The following is a 20358-nucleotide window of genomic DNA, read 5'->3' as shown; positions in this document are numbered from 1 at the left end:
GCTACGACCGGGCGGCCCGTACGGGCCGTTCCAGCGTCGCGCGCCCCGTCTCGACCGCCTCGGCGAGCGTCGACTCCCCGGCCGCGAGGGCCCGGCAGGTCGCCACGTCGGTCCGCAGCCGGGCGTCGGGCACCTCGGCCGTACCGGCGCCGTACACCCCGTCCCCGTACGACACGGCCCCGTCGCCCCCGACCCGTACGAAGAACTCGCCCTCGTCCAGGGTCACCTGGACGACCCCGGCGCCCAGCTCGGCCAGCGCCCCGAGGAGCGGGATCGCGTACCAGTGGGCGCGGACGGCGTCGGTGGGCCGCGGTTCACCCAGGTCGGGCGCCCCCCAGGCGGCGAGGGTGCGCAGCACGGGCAGCAGGTCGCGGCCGCGCGGGGTGAGCTCGTACACGAACGCCGAGGCGGGCGGCGGCAGTCGGCGGCGGGTGACCAGCTCGGCGCCCTCCATGTCCTTGAGGCGGCCGGCGAGCATGTCGGTGCTGACGCCCGGGAGGTCGGCGTGGAGGTCGGTGTAGCGGCGCGGCCCGGCGAGCAGTTCGCGGACGACGAGCAGGGTCCAGCGGTCGCCGACGAGGTCGAGGGCGCGCGCGGCGGCGCAGTACTGGTCGTAGCTGCGGCGGCGTGGCTGACGTGGCATGCGACGCAGTCTAGACATGTTGTTGGACTTTCCAAGCTCGAACTTGGTAAAACCAAGCAACACTGATTCCGGGGACTTGGGGAGGTCGGACATGGAGTTCCGGCAGTCGAGCAAGCTGAGCGAGGTCTGTTACGAGATCCGGGGCCCGGTCATCGAGCACGCCAACGCGCTGGAGGAGGCGGGCCACAGTGTCCTGCGCCTCAACACCGGCAACCCGGCGCTCTTCGGCTTCGAGGCGCCCGAGGAGATCGTCCAGGACATGATCCGGATGCTCCCCAAGGCCCACGGATACACCGACTCGCGCGGCATCCTCTCCGCCCGCCGCGCCGTCGCCCAGCGCTACCAGGGCATGGGGCTGCCGGACGTGGACGTCGACGACATCTTCCTCGGCAACGGCGTGTCCGAGCTGATCTCGATGGCCGTCCAGGCCCTCCTGGAGGACGGCGACGAGGTCCTCGTACCGGCCCCGGACTACCCGCTGTGGACGGCGGTGGTCACGCTCGCGGGCGGCAAGCCCGTGCACTACCTGTGCGACGAGTCGGCCGACTGGTACCCGGACCTCGACGACATGGCGTCGAAGATCACCGACCGCACCAAGGCCATCGTGATCATCAACCCCAACAACCCCACGGGCGCCGTCTACCCGAAGGAGATCCTGGAGGGCATCTTCGCGCTCGCCCGGCGCCACGGCCTGATGGTCTTCGCCGACGAGATCTACGACCAGATCGTGTACGACGAGGCCGTCCACCACCCGGCCGCCTCCCTCGCCCCCGACCTGGTCGTCCTCACCTTCGGCGGGCTCTCCAAGACGTACCGGGTGGCGGGCTTCCGCTCCGGCTGGCTGGTCGTCACCGGCCCGAAGGAGCATGCCAGGAACTATCTGGAGGGCCTCACCATGCTGGCCTCCATGCGGCTCTGCCCCAACGCCCCCGCGCAGTACGCCATCCAGGCCGCGCTCGGCGGCCGGCAGTCGATCCACGAGCTGACCGCGCCGGGCGGCAGGCTGCGCGAACAGCGCGACCGGGCCTGGGAGAAGCTCAACGAGATCCCCGGCGTCTCCTGTGTGAAGCCCAAGGGAGCGCTGTACGCCTTCCCGCGCCTCGACCCCGCCGTGCACAAGATCCACGACGACGAGAAGTTCGTCCTCGACCTGCTGCTGCGCGAGAAGATCCAGGTCGTCCAGGGCACCGGCTTCAACTGGCCCCGCCCGGACCACTTCCGCATCCTGACCCTGCCGTACGCCGATGACCTCGACGCCGCGATCAGCCGCATCGGCCGCTTTCTGAGCGGCTACCGGCAGTGACGTGACAGCCCCTCGACTGTCATGATCTGAGGGCCTGAAGATCCTTCGGGCCGATGACAGGACGGCAGGACGGGAGGGGGCGCCCGGTCATGGATGTGGCGCTGATAGCGGTGGCGGGAACCCTGTTGGGCGTCATCGCCACACACTGGTTCCAGGGGCGGGCCACCGAGCGCACCGCCTCGCTGGCCCGGACCGAACAGCTCCGCCAGGAGCGGATCGCGACGTACAGCGCCTACGCGGGCGCGGTCGTCGACTACCGGCACAGCCAGAACGACCGCTGGTTCCGGGCGGCCGAGGAGCCCGGCTCCGAGGAGGCGGAGGAGTCCCGGCACGCCTCCTACCGGCAGCGGACCGCCGCCCGGCAGGCCCTCTTCCGCGTGCAGTTGGTGTGCGACGACCCGCAGGTCCGACGGCTGGCCGAGGCCGCCTTCGAGCAGACCCACTGCATGCACGAGGCGCGGGGGGAGTCCGAGCGCGCCCATCGCTCGGCGGAGGCGAAGGAAGCGCTCGCCGAGTTCATCGCCGCGGCCGCGCCCGGCGTGCGCTGAGCGGGGCCCGGACATGGACCTCGTCGCACCCGTGGTCGTCGAGCCGCTCAAGCGCCGCCGCTGCTCGGAGTGCCGGCAGGGGCCCCTCGAGCGGATGATCGTCGAGTTCAACGCCCCGGTCTGCCTCGACTGCGCCGACCTCGGACATCTCGTCTTCCTGCGGCGGGGCGACACGGCGCTCACCCGCCGGGCCCGGGAGGCCAGCACGCTCTGGGCCGTGGTCGTACGCCACAACCGGCGCCGCACCCGCTACGAGCGCCAGGGCCTGCTCGTCGAGGAGGCGGCGCTCACCGAGGCGGAGCTGTCCTGTCTGGCGGACGCGGAGGCCCGGGCCAGGCGCCGGGCGCGGGACGCCGTACGGCGCGCGGCGCTCGACGTGGAGATCACCGAGGTGCTCCGGGCAGAGATCCTGCGGCTCTTCCCGTCCATCCCGGCGGACCGGGCCACGGAGGTCGCCGTCCACGCCTCGGCGAAGGGCAGCGGACGGGTGGGGCGCACGGCGGCGGGCCGCTCGCTCGACCGCGGCGCCGTCACGGCCGCGGTGCGCGCCTCCGTACGCCATCTCGACACGCCGTACGACACCTTGCTGATGCGGGGTGTTCCTCGGCACCAGGCCCGGACGAGAGTGGCGCCCGCCATCGAGGCGGTGCTCCGGGCCTGGCGCCGCGGCGGGGACACCGACGGCCGGGGGCGGCGCGGCTGACAGCTCGGGTGTCAGCCCACGTCGGCCCGGCCGTGGGGGCGGAACCGTCAGGCCTGGTCCGCGGTGCGGCGGGCGCGACGGTACAGCAGGGCTCCACCGAGCAGCAGCGCGGCGCTCGCGGCGCCGGTGTACCCGATGCTGTCGGAACCGGTGGAGGCCAGCGCGACCGTGCTCGTCTCGCCCTGCGGAGCGGGGAGCGGGACGGGCTTCGCCGTCTCGGTCTCGGTCTCCGGCTGCGGAACCGGCACGTTCCGCACGGGGGTCTGCGGGCGCGGCGTCGGCGTCTCGACCGGCGGCGTGGGCTTCGAGGGGCCGTTGACCGCCGTGTTGCCGAAGACCGGGTTGAGGATGCCCACCACGTTGACCGAGTTGCCGCTGATGTTCACGGGGAGGTCGACGGGCAGCTGGATGCCGTTCCCGGAGAGCACGCCGGGAGAGCCCGCGACGTGGGTCTCGGCCGTGGACCCGCCGCCGTTGGCGGAACCGCCGTCGGAGGACCCGCCGCCGTGCGAACCGCCTGCCTGCTCGCCGCCGCGCGGGGTGCCGGGCTCGTCCTTGTGGATGCCGCCGCCGTCCTCCGAGCCGTAGCCGTCGGGCTCCTTCTCGGCGGAGCGGTTGGCACAGCCGTTGCCGAAGGCCGGGTTGAGCAGGCCGACGACGCTGACCGTGTTGCCGCAGACGTTGACCGGCACGTGCACCGGCAGCTGAACCGTATTGCCGGAGCCGACGCCCGGCGAACCGACCGCGGCGCCCTGCGCGCCGGAGTCTGCGTGCGCGGCGCCGGCCGAGAGGGCGATCGCCCCACCCGTGACCAACAGTGTGGCCAGACCACTTCGGCGAATCTGCCTCATGGCTTCCTGCCTTCCGGAGGTGTGCGGGCAAGTGCCCGTACCGGAATCAACGCGACAAACGCACGTGCCGGATCCGGCCGTTGACGGGTTTCACTCCATCGAGTGGGCCCCGTTCGAGTGTGGGTCAGCGCCCCAGAAGATCGGTGAGGGCGCCGACCGGGTCGTGGTCGGGGGCACCGCGGGGCCACCAGTCCTCGCGGCCGGCGTCCGACTCGTAGCCGTACCAGAGCCCGTCCCGGCCGAGGCGGAGCTGGAGGGACTCGGTGGAGAGCCGGTTGCGCCAGGGGCGGAAGGCGGGGAAGTCGGCGGCGATCAGGGCGGGTCTGGCCCGGTCGAACGGACCCGCCGGCGGATCCCACGGCTCCTCGAGTACGGCGAGACCGGCGGCGCCGCCCTGCCGCCAGGCGGCGACGGCGCGGGCGAGGTCGGTGGGGGTGCGGTCCAGCGCGTACGCCAGGTCCCGGTAGAGGGCACGGGTCGAGGCGGTCAGCCCGGAACCGGGGTGCGCGGCGGCCAGCCGGACGGCGTCCTGCCACGGCGTGAGCGCGGCCACCGGATCGTGCCCGGTGGTGAGGAACGCGTGGGCGCGGACGGCGGCTTCGGAGGCGAGGAGGTCGAGGGCGAGCGGGTCGGGGGCGTCGGGGTCGGGCGGGAACACGGCCGGGCGGCCGGGCCGGTCCGGGGCCGGCAGCGGAGGGGGCAGCGGCAGCCCGGCCCGCTCCGCCGCGTCGAACACCGCCCGGGCGGGGACGGTGGGCATCGGGGGTGCGGCGGCGGTCGTCTCGGCGGCGGACAGGGCGGCGTTGCGCCGGGTCAGCTCGGCGAGCAGTTCCTGCTCCCCGCGGCCGCGCATCAGGAAGAGGACGAACGGGTCCTCGTCGAGGAGCCGGGCGGCCTGGTAGCAGAGGGCGGCGGCGTGCTTGCAGGGGTAACCGTCGTCCGGGCAGGAGCAGTCGGGGACGAGGTCGCCCGGTGCGGGCAGCAGTCCGGTGACCGCCTCCAGGGCGTGCGGCACGTCCTTGTCGAGCAGGGCGGCGATGTGGTCGGGCCGGGCGGTCGTCTCGTCGAGGAACCGCTCCCAGCCGTCGTCGCCGAGGGTTCGCATCCTGATCTCGGTGCGGTACGGGCGGGGCCGGCTGCCGTGGACGTAGGCGACGACCCGGCCGGGGGTGACGGTGATCGCGTCGACATGGCCGCGCCCCGCGTACGCCTTGCCGCGGGCGAGGCGGGCCGGGTCCAGGGCGGTGTCCTCCAGGGCCTCCACCCAGGCGTTGCCCCACCAGGTGGCGGCGAACCGCCCGTCGGGGGCCTCGCGGGGCGCGACCTGCGGGAAGCTGCGGCGGCGGTCGTCGTGGCGGGGCACTGCTCCGCGCGCGCCCCGGGGGGTGGTCACGAGGGCCTCCTCAGGGACACCAGGTCGGCGAGCTCCCGGTCGGTCAGTTCGGTGAGGGCCGCCTCGCCGGAGCCGAGGACGGCGTCGGCCAGGGCCCGCTTGGCGCGGAGCATCTCGCCGATCCGGTCCTCGACGGTGCCCTCGGCGACCAGCCGGTGGACCTGCACCGGCTGGGTCTGCCCGATGCGGTAGGCCCGGTCGGTGGCCTGCTCCTCGACGGCCGGGTTCCACCAGCGGTCGTAGTGGACGACATGGCCGGCCCGGGTGAGGTTGAGGCCGGTGCCCGCGGCTTTGAGGGAGAGCAGGAAGACGGGGACCTCGCCGGCCTGGAAGCGGTCGACCATCCGCTCCCGCTCGGCCACCGGGGTGCCGCCGTGGAGGAGTTGGGCCTGGATGCCACGCGCGGCCAGATGGTCGGCGAGGAGCCGCGCCATCGTCACGTACTGGGTGAAGACGAGCACCGAGCCGTCCTCGGCGAGGATCGTGTCCAGGAGCTCGTCGAGCAGGGCGAGCTTCCCCGAGCGGCCGGCGAGGCGCGCGGTGCCGCTGCCGCGTGGCGCCTCCTCCTTCAGGTACTGCGCGGGGTGGTTGCAGATCTGTTTGAGGGAGGTCAGCAGCTTCATGACGAGGCCCCGGCGGGCGATGCCCTCGGCCTCCTCGATCCGCGCCATGGTCTCGCGGACGACCGCCTCGTACAGCGAGGCCTGTTCCCGGGTGAGGGAGACGGGGTGGTCGGACTCCGTCTTCGGCGGCAGCTCGGGGACGATGCCGGGGTCGGACTTGCGGCGGCGCAGCAGGAAGGGCCGGACGAGCCGGGAGAGCCGCTCGACGGCCTCCTCGTGCTCGATCTCCTCGTGGTTCTCGACGGCGCGGGCGTGCCGGGAGCGGAAGGCCTTGAGCGGGCCGAGGAGACCGGGCGTGGTCCAGTCGAGGAGCGCCCAGAGTTCGGAGAGGTTGTTCTCCACGGGGGTGCCGGTGAGGGCGACCCGAGCGGGCGCGGGGATCTCGCGCAGCGCCCTCGCGGTCGCGGAGAACGGGTTCTTGACGTGCTGGGCCTCGTCGGCGACGACCATCCCCCACTCCCGCCCCGCCAGTTCGGCGGCGCTCGTCCGCAGCGTGCCGTAGGTGGTGAGGACGAATCCGCCCTCGGCGCCGTCGAGGTCGCGCTCGGCGCCGTGGAAACGCCGGACGGGCACGTCGGGGGCGAACCTCCCCACCTCCCGCTGCCAGTTGCCGAGCAGCGACGCCGGGCAGACGACGAGGGTGGGGGCGCGCCGGGCGCGGCGCAGATGGAGGGCGATCAGGGTGACGGTCTTGCCGAGGCCCATGTCGTCGGCGAGGCAGCCGCCGAGGCCGAGCGAGGTCATCAGGTCCAGCCAGGCGAGGCCGCGCAGCTGGTAGTCGCGGAGGGTGGCGGTGAGACCGGGCGGGGCCTGCACGTCCTCGGGTCCGGCGAGGAGCCGGTCGCGGAGCGCGGCGAGCGCCCCGACGGGGACCGCGGGCACGGTCTCGCCGTCCACCTCCGCGGTGCCGGTGAGGGCGACGGCGAGGGCGTCGACCGGTTCGAGCAGGCCGAGTTCCCGCTTGCGCGCCTTGCGGACGAGATCGGGGTCGACGACGACCCACTGGTCGCGGAGGCGCACGATCGGCCGATGGGCCTCGGCGAGGTGATCCATCTCCCGCTCGGTGAGCGGGTCGCCGTCGAGGGCCAGCTGCCAGTTGAACCGCAGGAGTTCCTCGCTGTCGAAGAACGCGGTGCCGTCGGTCGCCGAGCCCGGCGCGGCGTGGGTGCTGACGACGGCGGAGGCGCTGAGGGAACGGGCCAGCTCGCGCGGCCAGTGGACGGCGACCCCGGCGTCGGCGAGCCGGGCGGCGGCCGGGCCGAGCAGTTCGTACAGCTCGTCCTCGGTGACCGCGAGGACGTCGGGCACGTCCCGCTCCAGGAGCCGGGCGAGCGGGGGCCAGACACGGGCGGCCCGGCGCAGGGCGAGGACCGCGTCGATCCGGGCGCGGGGCCCGAAGTGCTCGCCGTCGCCCGCCCAGAGGGCCGTGGCGTCGATGACCAGGGTGGGGTCGGCGAGGCTGTGGATCTGGAGGAGCGCGGCGGCCGCGTGGCGCTCGCCGCGCGGGGTCCGGCCGGCGTCGTCGGCCTCGTCGCCGGAGGCGGCGTCGAACAGTTCGTAGGGTGAGAAGTCCAGGCGGAGCGAGACCCGGACGCCCGCGTCCATCCCGGCCGCCGCCTCGGCGGCCCAGGCACGCGCGCGGGGCAGATGCTGGGGAGCACGGGCGGCGAACGGCGCGCCCACCGCGTGGGCGGCGGCCGGGGTCCTGGGCAGGATGTCGGCGACCGCGTCGAGGAAGGCGCGCACGAGCGCCTCGGGATCGGGCAGGCGCAGCGGTCCCCGCCCGGGCACGGGCACGGCGTGCGCCTCGTACGGCAGGGCCGCGGCGACGGCCCGCAGATGGGCGATGTCGTCGGCGTCCAGGGGGCCGGCCCGCCAGGCGTCCAGGTCGTCGGCGGTCAGACCCGGCAGCATGCGGCCGCGGGCCACCAGATGCAGGGCGTGCAGGGCGGCGGCGCCCCAGCCGGCGGTCGCGGGGTGGGCGGCCGGATGGTGGCGGGCCGCTACGAGATGGGGCAGCGCGGCGTCGACCGGGAGGGTCAGGGCGGGGACGGGCCGGCTCCGGGCGCCGCTGCCGTGCCGCCGGGCGACCGTCAGCTCGACGCGCTCCGCGCCGCTCTCCGCCGGGTCCGGCAGCGCACCGCCGTCGGGCGCCCAGAAGGCCACACGGCCCTCACGGGGCAGCGCGGCCGGCAGGAAGACGGCGGCGCTGGTCGTCCAGGTGTGTGACACGGCTCCGCGCTCCTTCCCACCGGGTGACGAGTGTCGACTGGATCTCCGACCTTACGGCGGGGGTCTGACAACGGCCGTCAGGCGGGTTCGCCCGAGCGGCCCAGCAGCGGATGACACCGGCCCCCGGGCGCGCGAGGGTGGCCTGAACCGGGTGCACCCGAGGTGCCGCCGGAACACCGACCCGGACTCCGACAGAAGAGGAACCGCCATGTCCGTTCGCCGGCGTCTCACGACCGCCACCGGGGCCGTGCTGCTCACCTTCGCCGTCGCCGGCTGTTCGAGCCTGGGACGCACCATGGTCGGCACGCTCTCGTACGAGACGGAGCGCGAGGTCGTGGTGACCGTGACGAGCCCCTCGGTGAACGGCTGCCACCGCCTCCTCGCCCCCAGCGGGGTGACCAGGGTCGAGAACAACACCCTGGTCGACATCAGGCTGTTCCCGACGCGCGACTGCAAGGGGAAGCACAACATCTACCTCCCCACCAACAGCAGCAACCAGATCGCGCCGGGCGCCCTGCCGTGGCGCAGCTACAACGTCATCCACTAGCCGGTTCCCTCCACCCCGCCACAGGGTCCATCCTGGAAGAGCCCTTCGGGGCTCGGACGGGAGATGGTGACCGTCATGCGTTCCGGGAACGAACCGGCGACCGCGCGCAGTCCCCTGCGGATGCGCTTCTGGCTGGGCCTGTGGGGACTGCTCTGGGCCGCCTTCGGCACGATCGTCTTCTCGCTGCTCGACCGGCCGGGATGGGCCGCGGCCTGCGGCGTGCTGTTCCTCGTCGTCCTGGTCGACCTGGCGATGGTGGTGCGCCACATCCGCCAGGGCCCGCACTGGCAGCCGGGCCGGGACATCCCGCCGTACGAGCCGGATCACGGCGGCACGGGTCGCTGACGCCCGCGTTTCGCCGGCTCGTCCATCCCCGCGCGTACGTCTCCGCGCCTACTTCTCCGTGTCGAACCCGGCGGCCCGGAGGTACTCCGGCTTCGGGTCCAGCGCGGCCGCGAGGCGGAAGTGCCGGGTGGCCTGGGCGGTCAGGCCGGATCGCTCGAAGGTGCGGGCGAGGGCGAAGTGCGCGAACGCGTTGTCCGGCTCGCGCTCCAGGACCAGCTCGAACTCCAGCTGCGCGGGTCGCAGCTGCGCGGCGGCGAAGAAGGCACGGGCCCGCAGCAGACGCGCCGCCGTGTTCTCGGGATGGGCGGCGATCACCGAGTCCAGGAGCTTCACGGCGCCACGAGGGTCACGCGCGGCCAGCAGATGCTCGGCTGCGCGGAAATCGATGACGTGCGTTTCCGGGTTTCTGTCGGCCACCATGGCATCCTTCCCCTCGATCCGGTGGTTGAACACCGGACCCGGCACCCTCATTCCACCGACGCGCGGCGCTCCAGCTCGTCCCAGACCTTCCGCACCTGCGGTTCGAGCGCGTCGAGCGGCCCGTCGTTGTCGATCACGAGATCCGCGACGGCCAGCCGCTGCGCGCGCGTGGCCTGGGCCGACATCCGGGCCCGTGCCTCGGACTCGGCCATGCCCCGGAGCCGTACGAGCCGGTCGAGCCGGGTCTCCGGGGAGGCGTCCACGACCACGACCAGGTCGTACAGCGGCGCGAGCCCGTTCTCGGCGAGCAGGGGTACGTCGTGGACGACGACGTCCTCCGTGCCCGCCCGGCTCTCCAGCTCCGCCGACCGGGCCCCGACCAGCGGGTGCACGATGGCGTTGAGGGCGGCGAGGCGGCCGGCGTCGGCGAAGACGATGGAGCCGAGCTTCGGCCGGTCGAGCGTCCCCTCCGTGGTGAGGACGTCCTCCCCGAAGGCCTCCACGACGGCCGCGAGCCCCGGCGTGCCGGGCTCGACGACCTCGCGGGCGATCCGGTCCGCGTCGATCAGCACGGCCCCGTACGAGACGAGCAGCCGTGACACTTCGCTCTTGCCGGCGCCGATCCCGCCGGTCAGGCCCACCTTCAGCATGAGCGGCAGCTTAGGGCCTGCCCCCGGCGGGTCAGGAGTCGCCCTCCCGCTCGGCGAGGAAGCGCTCGAACTCGCGGCCCAGCTCGTCCGCCGACGGCAGGTCGACGGGCTCGGCGACCAGGCTGCCACGGGTCTCCGCGCCGGCCGCCGCGTCGTACTGGTGCTCAAGGCCCTGCACGAGCGCGACCAGCTCCTCGTCGCCCTCGCCGATCTGGCGGTCGATCTCGGTCTGGGTGCGACGGGCCTCGGTCCGCAAGGAGTGCGCGACCGCGGGGAGGACAAGTCCGGTGGCGGCCGTCACGGCCTCGAGCGCGGTCAGCGCGGCGTCCGGATACGGGGAGCGGGCGACGTAGTGCGGGACGTGCGCGGCGACACCGAGGGTGTCGTGGCCGGACTCGGTGAGCCGGTACTCGACCAGGGCCTCCGCACTGCCGGGGACCTGCGCTTCGTCGAAGGGGCTGCGGTGGCCCGGCATGAGGTCGGTACGGCTGCCGTGCGGGGTGAGGCCGACGGGCCGGGTGTGCGGCACACCCATGGGGATGCCGTGGAAGTTCACGGAGAGGCGCACGCCGAGGCGCTCGATGATCTGCCGGACGGCGGCGGCGAACCGCTCCCACTCGACGTCCGGCTCCGGGCCGGAGAGGACGAGGAAGGGGGCGCCGGTGGCGTCCTGGACGAGGCGGACCTCGATGGACGGCGTCTCGTACGCGGTCCAGCGGTCGCGGCGGAACGTCAGCAGCGGGCGACGGGCGCGGTAGTCCACGAGCCGGTCGTGGTCGAAGCGGGCCACGAGCTGGTGGGGCAGGGAGTCGAGCAGGCCCTCGATGATCTGCTCACCGGTCTCCCCCGCGTCGATGTAGCCGTCGAAGTGGTACAGCATGACCAGCCCGGCCGACTCCTGCGCCAGTGCCAGGTCGACGACAGCCAGGCCCTTGGCGTCCCATTCGTACAAATCCTGGGGATCAAGCACGATTACCGCTCCTCCTCGTGTTCTCTCTGGAAACGTCTCGCGCGGCGACGCCATTCCCGGACGGCACGATCTTCCGTACGGGTGCGGCCTTCGGGGCGAGGAGCGCGGCTTTCGGGGCGAGCGCGGCTCTCGCGGCGGGGAGGAGCGGAGTCGGAGACCCCGGAACATGACCGAGGCCCGCTCCCCCGAAGGGGAGCGGGCCTCGATTCGCTAGCGGCTAGCGCTCAGCGGAGAGCCTGTTCAGCTCTGGCCGCCGGCCAGCTTCTCGCGCAGGGCGGCGAGCGCCTCGTCCGACGCCAGGGCGCCGGAGTTGTCGTCCGACTCCGAGGAGTACGAACCACCCGAGATGCTCGCACCGGCGTTGCCACCGGCGGCCGGGGCGGCAGCGCCCTCGGCAGCGGCGGCCTCGTCGGCCTCGCGGGACTTGATGACCTGAGCCTGGTGCTGCTCGAAACGAGCCTGCGCCTCGGCGTACTGGGTCTCCCACACCTCGCGCTGGGTCTCGAAGCCCTCGAGCCAGTCGTTGGTCTCGGGGTCGAAGCCCTCGGGGTAGATGTAGTTGCCCTGGTCGTCGTAGGACGCGGCCATGCCGTACAGGGTCGGGTCGAACTCGACCGAGGCCGGGTCGGCACCGAAGGACTCGTTGGCCTGCTTCAGCGAGAGGCTGATGCGACGACGCTCGAGGTCGATGTCGATGACCTTGACGAAGATCTCGTCGTTGACCTGGACGACCTGCTCCGGGATCTCCACGTGGCGCTCGGCCAGCTCGGAGATGTGGACCAGACCCTCGATGCCCTCGTCCACGCGGACGAACGCACCGAACGGAACCAGCTTGGTGACCTTACCCGGGACGACCTGACCGATCTGGTGCGTCCGGGCGAACTGCTGCCACGGGTCCTCCTGCGTCGCCTTCAGCGACAGGGAGACACGCTCGCGGTCCATGTCCACGTCGAGAACCTCGACGGTGACCTCCTGGCCGACCTCGACAACCTCGGACGGGTGGTCGATGTGCTTCCAGGACAGCTCGGAGACGTGCACGAGGCCGTCGACGCCACCCAGGTCCACGAAGGCACCGAAGTTGACGATCGAGGAGACGACGCCGGAGCGGACCTGACCCTTCTGCAGGGTGGTGAGGAACGTCTGGCGAACCTCGGACTGGGTCTGCTCGAGCCAGGCGCGGCGGGACAGGACCACGTTGTTGCGGTTCTTGTCCAGCTCGATGATCTTCGCCTCGAGCTCCTTGCCCACGTAGGGCTGGAGGTCGCGGACGCGACGCATCTCGACGAGGGAGGCCGGCAGGAAGCCGCGGAGGCCGATGTCGAGGATGAGACCACCCTTGACGACCTCGATGACGGTACCGGTGACGATGCCGTCTTCTTCCTTGATCTTCTCGATCGTGCCCCAGGCACGCTCGTACTGAGCGCGCTTCTTGGACAGGATCAGGCGGCCTTCCTTGTCCTCCTTCTGGAGAACCAGGGCCTCGATCTCGTCGCCGACCTTGACGACCTCGTTCGGGTCGACGTCGTGCTTGATCGAGAGCTCACGGCTCGGGATCACGCCTTCGGTCTTGTAACCGATGTCGAGCAGGACCTCGTCCCGGTCGACCTTCACGATGACGCCGTCGACGATGTCGCCGTCGTTGAAGTACTTGATCGTCTCGTCGATCGCGGCGAGGAAGGCTTCCTCGTTACCGATGTCGTTGACCGCAACCTGCGGGGTGGTGCTGGTGGCGGTGGTCTCGGTGCTGCTCGTCATGTGGGAAAGGGCTCCGGTTACGGACAGAAAGTCGTAGGTACTGCTACGCCGAGAGCCCGTATCGCACCAAGAAGCCGGACAGCCAATGAGGCCCCCTTCCCGCGAACGGGAGGAGCCTCGAAAACCGAGGGGACATACAACAGGTACGAGCGCGGCCTGCTCCGTCTGAGGCGCGCAGGCCCGCAGCGCAACCTTTAGCATACGGGGGCGGCCGGACAGGGTCAATGCGCGAAGCGCGCACCCGGGGCAGATCTACTCAACTCCGGCACCAACTCGTGTCCTTCCACGCCTCATCGGCGGGATCCGCACACAGCGGCACTGAGCGCAAACTACATCGGCGGGCGAGATGAACCAAGAGTACGAACACGAAGTCCCCTCCGACTCGGCCGAGGAGGAGGCGGAGGCGACCCGGCGTGACGCGGGGGACGCGGAGAGCAGCCGGGCGAGCCGCGGCTGGTGGGACAGGAACGCCGACGAGTACCAGAGCGATCACGGACCGTTCCTGGGCGACGACCGGTTCGTCTGGGGTCCGGAGGGGCTCGACGAGGCCGAGGCCGGGCTCCTCGGGCCGGCCGCCTCGCTGAAGGGCCTCGACGTCCTGGAGATCGGGGCGGGCGCGGCGCAGTGCTCGCGCTGGCTGGCGGCGCAGGGGGCGCGGCCGGTGGCCCTCGACCTTTCGCACCGCCAGCTCCAGCACGCGCTGCGGATCGGCGGGGACGTGCCGCTGGTGGAGGCCGACGCCGGTGACCTGCCCTTCAGGGACGGCTCCTTCGACCTGGCGTGCTCGGCGTACGGCGCGGTGCCGTTCGTCGCCGACCCGGTGAAGGTGTTCCGGGAGGTGCGGCGGGTGCTGCGGCCCGGCGGCCGGTGGGTCTTCTCGGTGACGCATCCGATCCGCTGGGCGTTCCCGGACGAGCCCGGTCCCGAGGGCCTCTCGGTCGCGGCCTCCTATTTCGACCGCACCCCTTATGTGGAGCAGGACGAGCAGGGGCGGGCGGTGTACGTGGAGCACCACCGGACGATCGGCGACCGGGTGCGGGACGTGGTGGCCGGCGGCTTCCGCCTGCTCGACCTGGTCGAGCCCGAGTGGCCGGAGTGGAACAGCCAGGAGTGGGGTGGCTGGTCCCCGCTGCGGGGGAATCTGATCCCGGGCACGGCGGTCTTCGTCTGCGAACGCATGGAGTAGCGGCACCGCGCTTGTCCTACTAATAGGTGGGTCCTGTGGACAACGGGGCCCACCTTTTTCGCGGCGCGTACGAGACTGAGTGCGTGATCCGAAACGACGCACTCGACCTTCTCCCCGTCCGCCATGCCGTCCCCGAGCTGCTCGCCGCGCTCGACCGGCGCGGTACGGCCGTGTTGTCCGCGCCTCCCGGCACGGGCAAGACGACGCTGGTGCCGCTCGCGCTCGCGGGTCTCATAGGGGCGGGACCGCGGCGGCGGGTCCTGGTGGCGGAGCCGCGGCGGATGGCGGTACGGGCGGCGGCCCGGCGGATGGCGTGGCTGCTCGGCGAGGAGGCCGGCGGCACGGTCGGCTTCTCGGTGCGCGGCGAGCGGCGGACCGGCCCCTCGACGCGGGTCGAGGTGGTGACCACGGGCATTCTGCTCCAGCGGCTCCAGCGCGATCCGGAGCTGGCGGGTGTCGACGTGGTGCTGCTCGACGAGTGCCACGAGCGGCATCTGGACGCCGACACGGCGATGGCCTTCCTGGTGGACGTGCGGGCCACCCTGCGGCCGGAGCTGAAGCTGATCGCCGCGTCGGCGACGAGCGACGCGGCGGCCTGGGCGGATCTGCTCACGGTCCTGGACGGCGGCGGTCCCGCGCCGGTGGTGTGGAGCAAGGGCGAGGGCCACGGCTGCCGGGTCTTCTTCGAGGCGCCGCCGTCGGGCATCCGGCCGGCCCACGGCACCTGGGTGGATCCGGCGCTGCTCCGGCACGTCGCCGCGACGGTCCGGCTCGCGCTGGAGCGGCACGAGGGGGACGTCCTCTGTTTCCTTCCGGGTACGGGGGAGATCGCACGGACGGCCGGGATGCTGGCCGGCGTCGACGCGGAGGTGCTCCAGCTGCACGGGCGGGCACCGGCGGCGGTGCAGGACGCGGTGCTGCGCGGTACGGAGCCGGGCGGGCGGCGGCGGGTGGTGCTCGCGACCTCGGTGGCGGAGTCCAGCCTGACGGTGCCGGGGGTGCGGATCGTCGTGGACTCGGGTCTGGCCCGTGAGCCCCGCATGGACCACGCCCGCGGTCTCGGCTCGCTGGCGACGGTGACGGTCTCGGAGGCGACGGCGACCCAGCGCACGGGCCGGGCGGGCCGTGAGGCCTTCGGGTTCGTCTACCGCTGCTGGGCGGAGGCGAGCGACGGGGGCAGGCCGCGCTTCCCGTCGCCGGAGATCAAGGTCGCCGACCTGGCGGACTTCGCCCTGCGGGCGGCCTGCTGGGGCGACCCGACGGCGGAGGGGCTGGCGCTGCTCGACGCGCCGCCCGCCGGGGCGATGACGGCGGCGCGGTCGGTCCTCGGCTCGATCGGAGCGGTGGACGAGGCCGGGCGGGCCACCGATCGAGGGGTACGGATGTCCCGGCTCGGTCTCCATCCCCGGCTCGGCCGTGCGCTCCTGGACGGTGCGCCGGAGGTCGGGGTGCGGCGGGCGGCGGAGGTGGTGGCGCTGCTCAGCGAGGAGCCGCCGCGCGACTACGGGGACGACCTGTCGGCGGCCTGGCGCGCCGCGCGCCGGGGCACCGACGGGTACGGCGCCCGGTGGAAGGCGGAGGCCCGCCGCCTGGAGCGGTCGGCGGCGGAGGCGGTGGGCGGAGGCGCCTCGGAGGCTTCGCGGACCTCGGCGACTTCGGGGACCTCGACGGCTTCGGGGACCTCGGCGACTTCGCGGACCTCGGCGACTTCGCGGACCTCGGCGACTTCGGGGACCTCGACGGCTTCGGGGGCTTCGGCGCACCGCGCTGACGCCGGGGCTTCGGCGGGGGCGCCGACCGGGGACGACGCGGTGGCCGGTCTGGTGACGGCGCTCGCCTTCCCCGAACGGGTGGCGAGGGCGCGGGAGCAGGGCGGCTATCTGATGGTCTCGGGGAGCGGGGCCCGGCTCGGTGAGGGTTCCGGGCTGCGGGCCACCCCGTGGCTGGCCGTGGCGGTGGCGGACCGTACGGCGCGGGACGCGACGGCGCGGGTGCGGCTGGCGGCGGTGGTGGACGAGGACATGGCGCGGCGGGCGGCCGGGCATCTGCGGTCCACCGGTGAGGAGGTCCGCTGGGAGGACGGGGACGTGGTCGCGCGGTCGGTGGACCGGCTCGGCGCGGTCGAGCTGACGGTCCGGCCGCTGGGGGCGAAGGCGGATCCCGCGCTCGTGCGGGAGGCCCTGCTCGACGGGCTGCGGCGCGAGGGGCTCGGGCTGCTGCGATGGAGCCGGGAGGCCGGGGAGCTGCGCGCCCGGCTCGCCTTCCTGCACCGGGAGGTGGGGGAACCCTGGCCGGACGTGGCGGACGAGGCGCTGGTCGAGCGGGCCGGGGAGTGGCTGGAGCCGGAGCTTTCCCGGGCCGCGCGGCGCGCCGATCTGGGGCGGATCGACGCCGGTGACGCCCTGCGGCGGCTGTTGCCCTGGGCGTCGGGCGAGGCGGGCCGGCTGGGGGAGCTGGCGCCCGAGCGGATCGAGGTGCCGAGCGGCTCGCGGATCCGGGTCGAGTACGGCGGTGAGCGGCCGGTGCTCGCGGTGAAGCTCCAGGAGATGTTCGGGCTCGCGGACACCCCTCGGGTGGCGGGGGTCCCGGTGCTCGTCCATCTCCTCTCCCCCGCCGGGCGGCCGGCGGCGGTCACCGCCGACCTGGCGTCGTTCTGGCGGGACGGCTACCGGTCCGTGCGGGCGGAGCTGAGAGGCCGGTATCCGAAGCATCCGTGGCCCGAGGACCCCTCCGCGGCGGAGGCGACCCGGTTCACGAGCGCGCGGCTCAGACGGGAGGGGTGAGCGGGGCGGCGGCGGGTTCCGGCGCCGGGCGGCGGGAGCGGGCCTCCAGCCAGAGCGCGAGGGCGAGGAGGAGCAGCGCGAGGAAGGTCAGGCTCCAGGGGACATAGGAGACGAGCAGGAGGACCGTGAGGCGGTTGGAGGCGACCAACTCGCCGACGCTCTCGATGTAGTCCTCGCGCATCTTCACATGGCCCTCGAAGACGGTGAGGGTGTCGACGCCCATCAGCGCCTTGGCGTTGCGGAGCTCCTCCTTGTGGATCTCCTCGCCGTTGACGGGGGCGCCGGTGACGGGCTCGATCCAGAACATCCGCTTGGTGGTGTACCAGCGGGTGAGTCCGGATTCGGCGATGATCTCCGGGGGGATCTTGACCGGCATGGTCTTGGGCATGGGGACCTTGGTCCAGGGGATGGTCTGCTCGAAGTAGTAGACCTCCATGCCCCGGAAGGTGCGGGTGCCCTTGTAGTGGATGGGGGACGAGGTGCGGGTCTGGGCGTCGAAGTACTGGTAGTCCCGCTTCTCGGTGAGGAAGGGCCACTTGAACTCGATGCCCTCGCGCCGGACCGGGTCGCCGTCGACGGATTCGCCGGTGGCGTTGACCGGGTCCTGGGTGTGGGCGTCGAAGATGTACCGCTCGGGGATCCTGGAGACCATCTTGCCGTCGGGGCCCGTGATGTAGGCGAGGGCGTCCCAGACGACGACGTCGCGCCCGGCGTCGCGTTCGATGCGTCGCGACTCCTCCACGTTGCCCTTGAGGGTCTGGATGATCGTGATCTTGTCGACCTTCTCCGCCTTGAGCGTGGAGTAGTTGAGCAGGGTCGCGGGCTGCGCCTCCAGGACGGTCTCCTGGTACTGGTTCGGCGGGATCTTCGCCAGGCGGGGGAAGGCGTACCAGCGCAGGGTCGGGGCCATCGCGACGCAGAAGACGGCGAGGGCGAGAAGGACGAGGCTGGCTCGGCGGCGCACGGTCGCCCCCTACTTCTTGGGGCCGGGATCGGCGGTCAGCAGGGGCTTGGGCGAGGTGGGCCCGTCGGGCGGCAGATCGACCACGGAGACGAGGAGGACGAAGAGGAGGACTGGGGCGAGTCCGATGGCGGCGGCGACGAGGGCACGCATGGTCGGCCTCCCGGGGTGCGATCTGATAGGTCGTCAGGGCGGGGGCACCGTAGCAACGCGACCGCGAGATGAGAACACGTTGCACCACCCTGCCCGGGGATCCCGGTGCCGCTCCCACCCCGACATCCCGAAAGGCCGCTCGCCCGCCCACCCGGGGAACGCGAAGCGCCGCCCGCCAGGGGAACGTGAAGCGCCGCTCCCCCGCCCGGTGGGGGCGGAGGAGCGGCGCGTGGGGAGGAGAGGGATGCGCGGCCGGGTCAGGCCGAGGGCGAGGGGGAGGCCTCGGGCGAGCCCGTGCCGGAGGAGGTCGGCTCCGGGGTCGGGCTCGGGGTCGCGGTGGGCGCGGTGACGATCAGCTTGATCTCCGTGGTGCCACCGCCGGGCGCGGTGAGGCGGAGCACGTACTCGCCGGCCTTGTCGCCCGCGAGGATCGCCGGCAGCGAGATCAGCCCGTTCTCGTCCGTCTTCAGGACGAGCCTACGGACCCCGTCCTTGAAGGACGGGCCGTCGGCGCTCTCCTCGGTGCCCGCGGCGTCGGCGATCACGGCGGTGACGAGCACACCGGGGGCGATCGCGCCCTTGTCGGTGGCCTTCACCTGCACGGACTGGCCGAACGTGGTGCCGATGGTGGCCGACAGCGGGTCGCCGCCGACCCGGGCGAGGGCGTCGGCCTGTCGTTCGGTGACGGTCGCGGTGAACACGGTCGCGTCCATGCCGCGGCCCACGACGGTGGCCTTGACCGTGAACGACCCGGTCTTCTCGCCCGCCCGCAGGGCGGGGGCGGCGGCGATGCCTGCCGAGCCCGTGGTGACGGTCGCGGTCGTCGCGCCGCCGGAGAAGCGGGTGTCGGTGGTGCCGGTGATCTCGAAGCGGATGCTCACACCGGTGATCGGCGCGCCCGCGGCGTCGAGCGCCGCGACCGTCGGGGCCTTGGTGAAGGCGCTTCCGGTGGTCGCGGTGAGGGGACCGGAGGAGACGACCGCGAGGCGCGCGACCTTGACGGCCGGCGGCACGGTCGGCGGAACGGGCGGCTTCGTCGGCGGCGTGACCGGGGGCTTCACCGGCGGGGTCGGCTTCACCGGCGGCTTGGTGACCTCCGAAGGCCCGCCCGGCTTCGTGGGCTTGGGCTTCGGCCCGCCCGTCTCGGAGGGCTTCGGAGCGGGGGTCGTCGGGGCCGGTGAGAGCGGCGACGTGGGGCGGTTGTCCTGGCCGCGGTCGTCGCTTCGGTCGACCGGCAGCACTCCCGTGCCGTCCGGGACCTGGTGGGTGCCGCGGCGGTAGTACTCGAACCACGACATGACCGTGTTCAGGTACTCCGTCGAGCGGTTGTAGCTGAGGATGGCGCGGTCGAGGTCGGCCTTGAGCGCGAGGTTGCGGTCGTTGGCGCAGAGGTAGAGACCGGCGGCCTGCGCGGCGTCGTAGATGTTGTTCGGGTCCTTCTTCCCGTCGCTGTTCGCGTCCTGGCCCCAGGTGGCCCAGGTGGACGGGATGAACTGCATCGGGCCGACGGCGCGGTCGTGGGTGCGGTCACCGTCGAAGGCGCCGTCGTCGGTGTCCGAGATGTTGGCGAATCCGACGCCGTCGAGCTTGGGGCCGAGGATCGGCGAGAGGGTGGTTCCGTTGGCGTCGACCCGGCCGCCGCGCGCCTGTCCGGACTCGACCTTGCCGATGCCGGCGAGCAGCTGCCAGGGCAGGTTGCAGCCGGGGGCGGTCGAACGGATCGACTGTTCGGCGCGCTGGTAGGCGGCGAGCACGGACGCGGGTATGCCGGCCTGGGCGGGGCCGGTGATCACCGGCAGCTTGACGGGGGGCAGCCCGGGCTTGTTCGGCGTGTTCAGCGGCGGCAGCTCGGTGTAGTAGGGCGAGTCGCCGGTGGCGGAGCCGTCGCCGGACGGCGGCGCGGTGTCCCCGGCACCGATGGCCCGGTCCCCGCCGGCGTTGTCGGTGGGCGGCGGGGTCATCTCCGGCGCCTGTGAGGCGGCGAGCGCGGCGACCGCCGCGGCCACCACCGCACCGCTGGTGGCCCCCTTGCGCAGCCTGCGGCCCAAGTGCGCTGACATGTCCGTGGTCCCTTCCCCCTCGACTGAGGTCCCGCGCTCCCCGCGCGAGACCTCTGGCGACCCTATGCCAACTCCGGTCCACCGGACACCGGCGCCTGACCGCCTTTCACGCTTTCGTCACCTCTCGGCCGCCTGACGACTTCCCAGGTCGGACACGGAGAGCGACTGGAGCGGAGGTGGCCCGGCGCCCCCGGGCGGGAACCGGGCAGAGGGTCGATCACCTCTTGCACTG

At 73.1% G+C, this 20358-nt stretch carries 18 protein-coding genes; 7 read left to right on the top strand and 11 right to left on the bottom strand.

Features of this window, described 5'->3' with window-relative positions; genetic code table 11:
- Position 1: 1 nt before the first annotated feature.
- Positions 2-643, bottom strand: a complete 642-nt coding sequence (locus E0F75_RS20420; RefSeq protein WP_187623978.1) for a helix-turn-helix domain-containing protein — start codon at positions 641-643, stop codon at positions 2-4.
- Between the two features lie 91 nt (positions 644-734).
- Here E0F75_RS20420 and E0F75_RS20415 point away from each other — a divergent pair, with 91 nt between their 5' ends.
- The 3 genes from E0F75_RS20415 (at position 735) to E0F75_RS20405 (ending at position 3197) form a co-directional block, all read left to right on the top strand.
- Entirely contained in the window at positions 735-1946 is a 1212-nt protein-coding gene (locus E0F75_RS20415; RefSeq protein ID WP_187623977.1) for a pyridoxal phosphate-dependent aminotransferase, read from the top strand.
- An 89-nt stretch (positions 1947-2035) separates the two neighbouring features.
- On the top strand, positions 2036-2494 hold the full coding sequence (locus tag E0F75_RS20410) for a hypothetical protein (protein ID WP_187623976.1): 459 nt from the start codon (positions 2036-2038) through the stop codon (positions 2492-2494).
- A gap of 13 nt (positions 2495-2507) precedes the next feature.
- Positions 2508-3197, top strand: coding sequence for a DUF2293 domain-containing protein (locus tag E0F75_RS20405; RefSeq protein WP_187623975.1), 690 nt, complete (start codon positions 2508-2510; stop codon positions 3195-3197).
- A gap of 47 nt (positions 3198-3244) precedes the next feature.
- Here E0F75_RS20405 and E0F75_RS40420 read toward each other — a convergent pair whose 3' ends face one another.
- The 3 genes from E0F75_RS40420 to E0F75_RS20390 all read right to left on the bottom strand — a co-directional run bounded on the left by E0F75_RS40420 (position 3245) and on the right by E0F75_RS20390 (position 8296).
- The gene (locus E0F75_RS40420; RefSeq protein WP_187623974.1) at positions 3245-4048 is read right to left on the bottom strand and encodes a chaplin; all 804 of its coding nucleotides are present in this window, start codon (positions 4046-4048) and stop codon (positions 3245-3247) included.
- A gap of 124 nt (positions 4049-4172) precedes the next feature.
- Complete coding sequence (locus E0F75_RS20395; protein ID WP_187623973.1) at positions 4173-5441, bottom strand: SWIM zinc finger family protein; 1269 nt, start codon at positions 5439-5441, stop codon at positions 4173-4175.
- Positions 5438-8296, bottom strand: a complete 2859-nt coding sequence (locus E0F75_RS20390) for a DEAD/DEAH box helicase (protein WP_187623972.1) — start codon at positions 8294-8296, stop codon at positions 5438-5440. The genes E0F75_RS20395 and E0F75_RS20390 overlap by 4 nt, the downstream gene beginning before the upstream one ends.
- Before the next feature lie 208 nt (positions 8297-8504).
- Between E0F75_RS20390 and E0F75_RS20385 the strand changes: the two genes are divergently transcribed.
- Together E0F75_RS20385 and E0F75_RS20380 are read left to right on the top strand one after the other, a co-directional pair.
- Positions 8505-8843, top strand: a complete 339-nt coding sequence (locus E0F75_RS20385; RefSeq protein ID WP_187623971.1) for a hypothetical protein — start codon at positions 8505-8507, stop codon at positions 8841-8843.
- Positions 8844-8918: 75 nt separating this feature from the next.
- Positions 8919-9188, top strand: coding sequence for a DUF6343 family protein (locus tag E0F75_RS20380; protein WP_187623970.1), 270 nt, complete (start codon positions 8919-8921; stop codon positions 9186-9188).
- A gap of 48 nt (positions 9189-9236) precedes the next feature.
- Here the strand turns inward: E0F75_RS20380 and E0F75_RS20375 are convergent, their stop codons facing one another.
- The 4 genes from E0F75_RS20375 to rpsA form a co-directional block, all read right to left on the bottom strand.
- The gene (locus E0F75_RS20375) at positions 9237-9605 is read right to left on the bottom strand and encodes a tetratricopeptide repeat protein (RefSeq protein WP_187624134.1); all 369 of its coding nucleotides are present in this window, start codon (positions 9603-9605) and stop codon (positions 9237-9239) included.
- A gap of 50 nt (positions 9606-9655) precedes the next feature.
- Positions 9656-10258, bottom strand: coding sequence for a dephospho-CoA kinase (coaE, locus tag E0F75_RS20370; RefSeq protein WP_187623969.1), 603 nt, complete (start codon positions 10256-10258; stop codon positions 9656-9658).
- A 31-nt stretch (positions 10259-10289) separates the two neighbouring features.
- Positions 10290-11228, bottom strand: a complete 939-nt coding sequence (locus tag E0F75_RS20365) for a PAC2 family protein (RefSeq protein ID WP_187623968.1) — start codon at positions 11226-11228, stop codon at positions 10290-10292.
- Positions 11229-11468: 240 nt separating this feature from the next.
- On the bottom strand, positions 11469-12983 hold the full coding sequence (rpsA, locus tag E0F75_RS20360; RefSeq protein WP_187623967.1) for a 30S ribosomal protein S1: 1515 nt from the start codon (positions 12981-12983) through the stop codon (positions 11469-11471).
- A gap of 346 nt (positions 12984-13329) precedes the next feature.
- Here rpsA and E0F75_RS20355 point away from each other — a divergent pair, with 346 nt between their 5' ends.
- Both E0F75_RS20355 and E0F75_RS20350 read left to right on the top strand, forming a co-directional pair.
- Entirely contained in the window at positions 13330-14169 is an 840-nt protein-coding gene (locus tag E0F75_RS20355; protein WP_187623966.1) for a class I SAM-dependent methyltransferase, read from the top strand.
- An 83-nt stretch (positions 14170-14252) separates the two neighbouring features.
- The gene (locus E0F75_RS20350) at positions 14253-16952 is read left to right on the top strand and encodes an ATP-dependent helicase C-terminal domain-containing protein (protein ID WP_187623965.1); all 2700 of its coding nucleotides are present in this window, start codon (positions 14253-14255) and stop codon (positions 16950-16952) included.
- On the opposite strand, the gene E0F75_RS20345 is transcribed toward E0F75_RS20350, so the two are convergent.
- From E0F75_RS20345 to E0F75_RS20335, 3 genes are all read right to left on the bottom strand, one after another.
- Positions 16936-17916: a DUF3068 domain-containing protein gene (locus E0F75_RS20345; RefSeq protein WP_187623964.1), complete on the bottom strand. Its 981-nt coding sequence runs from the start codon at positions 17914-17916 to the stop codon at positions 16936-16938. The genes E0F75_RS20350 and E0F75_RS20345 overlap by 17 nt on opposite strands.
- A gap of 9 nt (positions 17917-17925) precedes the next feature.
- Positions 17926-18066: an SPW_0924 family protein gene (locus E0F75_RS20340; RefSeq protein WP_106975990.1), complete on the bottom strand. Its 141-nt coding sequence runs from the start codon at positions 18064-18066 to the stop codon at positions 17926-17928.
- 257 nt (positions 18067-18323) lie between these two features.
- Entirely contained in the window at positions 18324-20126 is a 1803-nt protein-coding gene (locus E0F75_RS20335; RefSeq protein WP_187623963.1) for a lytic transglycosylase domain-containing protein, read from the bottom strand.
- Positions 20127-20358: the final 232 nt, after the last annotated feature.

The sequence above is a fragment of the Streptomyces sp. CB02980 genome (assembly GCF_014451325.2).
GTDB lineage: Bacteria > Actinomycetota > Actinomycetes > Streptomycetales > Streptomycetaceae > Streptomyces.
The sequence above is the reverse complement of the archived record's forward strand: the minus strand, read 5'-3'. Positions and strand labels throughout refer to the sequence as shown.